Below are 7,244 nucleotides of genomic sequence, written 5' to 3'. Positions count from 1 at the left end.
GTACTAAGCTGATGTTCTTTTTTAAAGGCATTACTTGAGAAATAATCCTTTAATATACTGAATATCAGCTTTTTGTCAAAATTTTTAAGAACTTATTTTATTGATTTTTAATCAATTATGTTTTTTGTCGTGTACTAAAAAGACATTTATAATTTAAAATTCAACATTTAGATTATTAATTACGTAGTGGTTTTCCTTTGGTTAACATAAACTGAATGCGCTCCAACGTCTTGCGTTCGGTACACAAACTCAAGAAGGCTTCCCGTTCGATATCCAACAAGTACTGTTCAGAGACTAAGGTTGGTTCCGATAAATCCCCACCAGCCATTACATAGGCCAGTTTATTCGCAATTTTGCGGTCGTGTTCCGAAATGTACTGACCGGCCACCATTTGATCGGTGCCCACCAAGAACATTCCAAGCGCTTGTTTTCCGAGCACTTTAATGTCTTTGCGTTGCACAGGTTGGGTGTAGCCTTGTTCGGCCATTTGCAACGCAATTTGTTTCGCCGTGGCAATTTGACGGTCACGGTTCACCACTACAATATCTTTTCCTTTTTGTAAAATACCAAGGTCAAAGGCTTCGTAGGCAGAAGTTGCCACTTTGGCCATACCAATAGTCAAGAAATACTCTTGCAACACATTCAATTCCACATCATTTTTACGGAATAGGTCGGCGGCACGTAAGGTCATTTCTTTGGAGCCTCCGCCGCCAGGGATTACCCCAACACCAAATTCCACCAAACCGATATAGGTTTCTGCAGCAGCGACCACGCGGTCGGCATGCATGGTCATTTCACATCCGCCACCCAAGGTCATGCCATGCGGCGCAACAACAACGGGTATAGAAGAGTAACGGCAACGCATCATCGTGTTTTGGAATAGTTTGATGGCCATGTTCAATTCATCGTATTCTTGTTCTACCGCCATCATGAAAATCATTCCGATGTTGGCGCCTACCGTGAAATTTGATCCTTGGTTACCAATGACCAAACCGTGGTATTCTTTTTCGGCTAAATCAATCGCTTTATTAATGCCCGTCAAAACGCCACCCCCAATGGTGTTCATTTTGGAGTGGAATTCTAAGTTCAAAATACCATCACCTAAGTGGAAGAGCGTGCAATCACTGTTGCCCCATACTTTCTGGTTGTCACGGATATTATCTAAAATGATAAAACTATCTTGGCCTGGTTTTTTGGCGTACGATTTTGAAGCAATGTCATAGAAATAGGTTGCGCCATTTTTTACCGTGTAAAATGACGTCGAACCCGAAGCAATCATTTCGTTGACCCAAGTGGCGGGTTGATAGCCTTCGTTTTGCATGATTTCAATCGCTTTCGCTACTCCGATGGCATCCCAAATTTCGAAGGGTCCATTTTCCCAACCGAAACCGGCTTTCATGGCATCGTCAATTTTATATAACTCGTCAGAGATTTCGGGAATACGGTTGGATACGTAGGCAAACATGGCCGAAAAATTCTTGCGGTAGAAATCGCCGGCTTTGTCTTTTCCTTTCACTAAAACCTTGAAACGATCGATCGTTTTGTCAATGGTTTTGGTAAGTTCCAAGGTTGCAAACGATGCTTTTTTGTTGGGACGGTATTCCAACGTATCCAAATCCAACGAAAGAATATCTTTGCCTTCTTTTTTGTAAAACCCTTGCTTGGTTTTGCTTCCCAACCACTGGTTTTCCATCATTTTCTTAATGAACTCGGGCAATTGGAACAAATCATGAGCTTCATCGTTCGGACAGTTGTCATACAATCCATTCGCCACATGCACCAACGTATCGAGTCCCACGACATCTACCGTGCGGAATGTAGCCGATTTCGGGCGACCAATAACCGGACCAGTTAATTTATCGACTTCTTCGATGGTCAAGCCCAATTCTTTCACTTGATGGAACAAACTCATGATGCCGAAAATTCCGATACGGTTACCGATGAAGGCAGGCGTATCTTTGGCGATGACCGAGGTTTTTCCTAAAAATTTGGAACCGTACTCAAATAAGAAGTCAATGACCTCGGGACTCGTTTGCGGTCCAGGAATGACTTCAAACAACTTCAAGTAACGTGCAGGATTGAAAAAATGCGTACCACAGAAATGCGACTGGAAGTCGGTACTGCGTCCTTCACTCATAAATTGAATCGGAATCCCCGACGTGTTGGAAGTCACCAAAGTACCCGGTTTACGGTACTTGTCGATTTGTTCGAACACCAATTTTTTGATGTCCAATCGTTCAACTACCACTTCAATTACCCAATCACAAGTAGTGATTTTGGCCATGTCGTCGGTGGTATTTCCAGTGGTGATGCGGGAAGCGAACTTCTGACTGTAAATCGGGGAGGGGTTTGATTTTAAGGCGTTGGCCAAGTGGTCGTTGACCAATCGGTTGCGGAAGGCTTTGCTTTCTAAGGTAAGCCCTTTCTTTTCTTCGGCAGGAGTCAACGCATTGGGCACAATGTCCAACAGTAAAACCTCCAGTCCAGTATTGGCAAAATGGCACGCAATGCCCGATCCCATTATTCCGGATCCTACAACGGCCACTTTTTTAATTATTCGTTTCATAGATAGGTGTGCTATGGAGTTGGTTTTTAAAATATTTTTTTCTCAGCAATCAAGTCATTTATGAGTTCGGTAACTTGCATAAAATGGGTGAGTTGAACGTCGGTTACATGCTGTCGCACCACTTCGTTAAACCGTAATACGGTGTTTTTCGACAGTTCGCGTTTGGACTTTCCTTCATCCGTCAAAAAAATCAGCACCCCACGTCCGTCCTCGGGATTTTTCTCGCGGTAAATCAATCCCCTGTCCTCAAGGGTTTTCAGCGTTCGGGTTAAACTCGTCGGCTCCATTCCCATGCGGTTGCTAATGTAGGAGGAAGGCGTACCCTCTTCTTTGTCAATGCTCAATAAGGCAAACCCCACCGCCATAGAGGCATCGTATTTCGACGCTTCTTCATTGTACATCCGTGCTACCGCTTGCCATGTCGCTCGAAGTGCGTAATCAATTGTTTTTTCTTTCATAAAGGTTAGGTTACGAAATCTATTTCAAAATTACAAAAAAATTACTATGCACGCATAATAAATAATGAAAAAATTATGCGTGCATACTAATTATTACGGGATATGTAAAAAAGGAGTCAAACATGTGGGAAAGAGGTGTTGTATTTTACAAATTCTGGTTTATCGTTGAAAATTTTATTTATTTTTAACAAATTTTAGGTTTGGGCGTGCCCCTACGGGTCGCGTCTTCCGCTGTATCTTGGGTTTCGTGGCCTCCACCCAAGGATGCCGCTTCACCCGCTCACGCAGGTCTTTCAAAGCGCGTTTTTCTAAAATTATTGTACCTTACCGTTTTAAACCGATGACCTTTCTAGACGCTTATTTCTTTGCTCAAGCCTTCCATGCCGAACCTCCTTCGCAGTGGCCAGCGGACCGTATAATCAAATTTGAAAAACGCCTGCGTATTGAAAGTCAACTTTCCGCCACTTCCGAGAGTGTCAACGCTCAAGCACAATTTTTAGAAGTCCTCAAAACGCAACCTCCTATTCTCGCTTTTCTCGATGCACATCCTGAATTTGCGCATCATTTTCGTCAAAATACCAATTTGTTGCAAACCTATCCCGATCCCGATTATGAACCTTTCGGATGGAGTAGCTTGGCGGCCGATGTCGAAGCTTTTCTCACCCCCGATTGGGAAGCCTTAATTGCCGAGGAATTTGAAGCCGAACGCTTTTATTACCTAAAATTCACCTGGCGTTATGTCGATATCATGCCCGCGGGAGTGCGTCGTTTGCTAGTAAATAAATTGGAATCAAAATTAGAATCCTACCGATTGGCTACGACCGCTTCAAAGGTTGATGTGGAAGAGCGTTTGTTTGTTTACTATGCCGAATTGGCTGAAAAAATAGGGGAGAAAAAGTTAATCCAATTGGTACAACACATCCGCAGGCAACAACACGAGCAACTGCGGGATATCTTAGAAAGTGTCAACAAACCCGGTATCGTAAACTTTTTTGAAATCCTATTTGGAGGCTTTTACTACCTATTTTACCATCCCACCGACCCTCAAGAGCAGCGCAAACGTAAGCGGGTCATGGGCGATTTTAAGTTTACACTCATCATTTTAGGGATAATAGGAGTCCTCATCGTAGGAGCAGCCTACTATGGCGAGCAGCAAAGAGCAGCCATTCGAAATAAACAGGAGCTTGAAAAATTAGGATTTTATCCGTCGCTGTATTATTACGATAAAAATGGCGTTCAATTGGGTCCTCCTTATCCCGATACGCTGCAAACCGGATACGATTTTTTCCAAAATCGGATTATCTCTCAGGGTGAATCGGGTCTAACGTTTATCAATACGTCACCCTTTGAGGTGCTTCTTTTTTCGGATGCAAACGTTATTAATAGCTTTTTCAAAACCGAAGAAAAACGCCAAGCCGCTCGCCATTGTCTGTGGATAGGTCCGCGCGATACCCTGCGTTGGGACACCCATGGTATTCCTTTTCACCTCTATGTAGGCAAAAAAATCAGTCCCACCACCCATGGAAAGGAAACTTGGATGCCTCGTTTTCAATATCCCAGCGATCAGGTGCAACACTATACGCCCTATCCGATTGAAATTCATGGCGGATTTATGGAGTTTTTAGGGAATAATTACAATATGATTCTCCGAGCCGATCGTACCTTTTATGTCAACGGGCAACAAAAATTCCGCGATACGGTATTTAAATTATTTTAAGTTTTTCCTGATACTTCGGGTTAAGGTTGCGGATTTCTTTCGGATTGCCGTACTTTGTCAAAAAAGCCATGCATCTTTTTGTGTACAAATGTTGGCTCCTGCTTCGGAGTATTTTTCGGCCCCGCATCACTGATTTTTCGGCCATTGTAACCCATATCTATTGGGTAACCCCTTTCGATTTGGACGAATATATCCACATGAACAATGCGCGCTATCTTAATTACATGGAATTAGGACGGTTTGATTTGGTCATTCGCAGTGGCTTTTTTCGCTATGCGTTCAAACATAAAATCATGGCACCTGTAGTGAATACTACAATAGTGTATCGCCGTTCGTTGCAACTTTTTCAGAAGTTCACGGTTTCCAATCAACTGGTCTATTGGGATGAACATAAATTATTTGTCGAATCGGTCATCACCCAAAAAGGGAAACTTTACTGCGTAGCTTTAAAAGAATTGCGTATGGTGCAAAAAGGAAAGGCAACCCCGTTGGATACCGTCATGCAAGGCATGGGCATTTCTCTACCGGAGTTGCCTTTTTCAAGAGAATTAATTCAGGACAAACAAGCCCTAATCAAACAGCTTTTACGTCACGCAGAACAAAAATTTGAAGGGAAAAACGATTAGTCCCAACGGCTGTTTTTAGACACTGCTAGCGCTCCACCGCCCGTAAAAAATAACGCCAAGGCACCTACCAAATACAGCGCGAGCAATTCCAAAGCATAACCACCATATTCATTCAATTTTAAAATATCGGTCGAATGCGCAATCGCTACCGCAGCGATACAATTGATGCCAAATACCAAAGCCGCCAATCGGGTGCGATACCCCAACACGATTGCCAAAGGAGCCAATAATTCACCCAAATAAACGCCATAAGCCAAAGGGCCTACCGCTTCTTCAATAAAGTCAATTCCGTGTTCCAATTTGGCCACGCCGTGAAACAGCATAAGTCCGCCTACCGCCAAACGAAGGATAAGCAAACCTAAGTGATGATTTCGTTCTAACATAGTTTTTTGTATTGGTTATGATCTAAAGATACAAAAAAGTTGCAACGGGTTGTACTATTTTTTAATCAGGAAACGCCAAAAGCGGCACATCATAAGGAAACGCCAACGCTTTAGGTTCGATAGCATGCTGCAACCAACGCTGTTCATCTTCGCGATTTACAATGACAGGCATTCGTTTTTTGGTCGTATGAATATGTGCCATGGTGGCATTGGCTTCTGTAGTGAGTAGGGTAAATGTATTGATGGTTTCACCCGTTTCGGGATGCTGCCAACAATGGTAAAGTCCGGCAAAAGCAAATAATTCCTCCGTTGCATGAATACGATACCGTTGTTTTGCTTTTCCTTGTGGGTCCAACCATTGCCAATCAAAATAAGCATTGGCCGGAATAAGGCAACGTTGGCGAAGAATATCTTTAAAACTCGGTTTTTCGGTCAGGGTTTCCAGTCGTGCATTCAAGGTGTTTTTTCGAAATTCGATGTCTTTAGTCCAAGCGGGTAGTAATCCCCAGCTAAAATTTGTTTGCAGTTGATCGGGGGCAGCATCGGTAATTAGGGCAATCTTTGGGAAACTAAAACCGTTGAAATAATCCGATTGTGGCCACAACGCTTCAGGAGCCGCTTTCGCCTGAAAACGCGCCTCCACTTTGGGCTTGGGGTCTTTCATTTGCATGTAAAAACACATAAAACACGTATTCGATTCGTCACGAATGTACATAAAAAAACACGAACCCAACGATTCGTGTTTTCCACTAACCCAATTCAATATACTTAGCTGAGTTTACCGTTGACCACAGCCACGATAGCACCCATTAAAGCCGAAATAATAAGCATGGTAAGCGTGTCGATTACCATCATTTGAATGTCAAGGGAAGGCTTATTCATCCCCTGAAAAAAATTGACATAGAGAGCTGAGAACAAACCAATTCCAAAACCAGCTTTAATGCCAGAGCCGCATTTACCAATCCCCTCATTAAGTTGAAAAATCCAACCAAATAAAAAACCATAGCACATTGATCCTAAGAAGATAAACGTTAGGTTTTCAGTGCCCTCTTGTTGCGGAAAATAGTCCTTCAAAAGTATGCCATACGTAATCCAACCCAACAGAAAAAAAGAAATCCCTCCGACGATTCCGCCTCCCAAAAGTTTTTTCAAATTCATAGTCAAATAGTTTATTGGTTAACTCCATTAAAATTAAAGGGTTAAAACAATATTTTAACAATTGTAAAATGAAGTTATTAACGGTTTTAAAAGTTAAATTGTTGATAATCAAATTTCCGTCTGTTCAACGGTACTCCCTGCCTTTCCACTACAATCGTTTAGACCTTTAAACACATCGCCCCATAGACTCATTGACCCATTGCCACATCGCCTCATTGGCACATTCCCCCATTGCCACATTAATCAGGGCGCGCCCCCTCGAAATCCCTTCCATCTTCCTAATGAAATTAACTGCCTCGGGGTCGGGTCGTTCGTTGCAATCTTGCCTGCGCTCCG

Annotated in this window: 7 protein-coding genes; 2 read left to right on the top strand and 5 right to left on the bottom strand. The window is 42.8% G+C overall.

The window, feature by feature from the left end; translation table 11 throughout:
* Nucleotides 1–175: 175 nt before the first annotated feature.
* Both ABWO12_RS11775 and ABWO12_RS11770 read right to left on the bottom strand, forming a co-directional pair.
* On the bottom strand, nucleotides 176–2,566 hold the full coding sequence (locus ABWO12_RS11775) for a 3-hydroxyacyl-CoA dehydrogenase/enoyl-CoA hydratase family protein (protein ID WP_353089177.1): 2,391 nt from the start codon (nucleotides 2,564–2,566) through the stop codon (nucleotides 176–178).
* Nucleotides 2,567–2,592: 26 nt separating this feature from the next.
* Nucleotides 2,593–3,024 carry a MarR family winged helix-turn-helix transcriptional regulator gene (locus ABWO12_RS11770; protein WP_353089175.1) on the bottom strand — a complete coding sequence of 144 codons (432 nt, stop codon included), beginning with the start codon at nucleotides 3,022–3,024 and terminating at the stop codon, nucleotides 2,593–2,595.
* Between the two features lie 340 nt (nucleotides 3,025–3,364).
* Between ABWO12_RS11770 and ABWO12_RS11765 the strand changes: the two genes are divergently transcribed.
* The gene (locus ABWO12_RS11765) at nucleotides 3,365–4,741 is read left to right on the top strand and encodes a hypothetical protein (RefSeq protein ID WP_353089173.1); all 1,377 of its coding nucleotides are present in this window, start codon (nucleotides 3,365–3,367) and stop codon (nucleotides 4,739–4,741) included.
* A 68-nt stretch (nucleotides 4,742–4,809) separates the two neighbouring features.
* Nucleotides 4,810–5,367, top strand: a complete 558-nt coding sequence (locus tag ABWO12_RS11760; protein WP_353089171.1) for an acyl-CoA thioesterase — start codon at nucleotides 4,810–4,812, stop codon at nucleotides 5,365–5,367.
* Here the strand turns inward: ABWO12_RS11760 and ABWO12_RS11755 are convergent.
* From ABWO12_RS11755 to ABWO12_RS11745, 3 genes are all read right to left on the bottom strand, one after another.
* Nucleotides 5,364–5,750 carry a DoxX family protein gene (locus tag ABWO12_RS11755; protein ID WP_287781562.1) on the bottom strand — a complete coding sequence of 129 codons (387 nt, stop codon included), beginning with the start codon at nucleotides 5,748–5,750 and terminating at the stop codon, nucleotides 5,364–5,366. The genes ABWO12_RS11760 and ABWO12_RS11755 overlap by 4 nt on opposite strands.
* Nucleotides 5,751–5,811: 61 nt before the next feature.
* Nucleotides 5,812–6,420: an SOS response-associated peptidase gene (locus ABWO12_RS11750; protein ID WP_353089168.1), complete on the bottom strand. Its 609-nt coding sequence runs from the start codon at nucleotides 6,418–6,420 to the stop codon at nucleotides 5,812–5,814.
* Between the two features lie 98 nt (nucleotides 6,421–6,518).
* Complete coding sequence (locus tag ABWO12_RS11745; RefSeq protein ID WP_353089166.1) at nucleotides 6,519–6,908, bottom strand: hypothetical protein; 390 nt, start codon at nucleotides 6,906–6,908, stop codon at nucleotides 6,519–6,521.
* Nucleotides 6,909–7,244: the final 336 nt, after the last annotated feature.

The sequence above is a fragment of the Flavobacterium sp. genome (assembly GCF_040379285.1).
Classification (GTDB): Bacteria; Bacteroidota; Bacteroidia; order Flavobacteriales; family Flavobacteriaceae; genus Flavobacterium.
Note: the sequence above shows the minus strand (reverse complement) of the source record. Positions and strands in the feature narration are given on the sequence as shown.

Bases quoted from the DNA above. Each gene is read 5' to 3' on its own strand.
- ABWO12_RS11775 (WP_353089177.1), bottom strand. From the start codon at position 2,566: ATGAAACGAATAATTAAAAAAGTGGCCGTTGTAGGATCCGGAATAATG.
- ABWO12_RS11770 (WP_353089175.1), bottom strand. From the start codon at position 3,024: ATGAAAGAAAAAACAATTGATTACGCACTTCGAGCGACATGGCAAGCG.
- ABWO12_RS11765 (WP_353089173.1), top strand. From the start codon at position 3,365: ATGACCTTTCTAGACGCTTATTTCTTTGCTCAAGCCTTCCATGCCGAA.
- ABWO12_RS11760 (WP_353089171.1), top strand. From the start codon at position 4,810: ATGCATCTTTTTGTGTACAAATGTTGGCTCCTGCTTCGGAGTATTTTT.
- ABWO12_RS11755 (WP_287781562.1), bottom strand. From the start codon at position 5,750: ATGTTAGAACGAAATCATCACTTAGGTTTGCTTATCCTTCGTTTGGCG.
- ABWO12_RS11750 (WP_353089168.1), bottom strand. From the start codon at position 6,420: ATGCAAATGAAAGACCCCAAGCCCAAAGTGGAGGCGCGTTTTCAGGCG.
- ABWO12_RS11745 (WP_353089166.1), bottom strand. From the start codon at position 6,908: ATGAATTTGAAAAAACTTTTGGGAGGCGGAATCGTCGGAGGGATTTCT.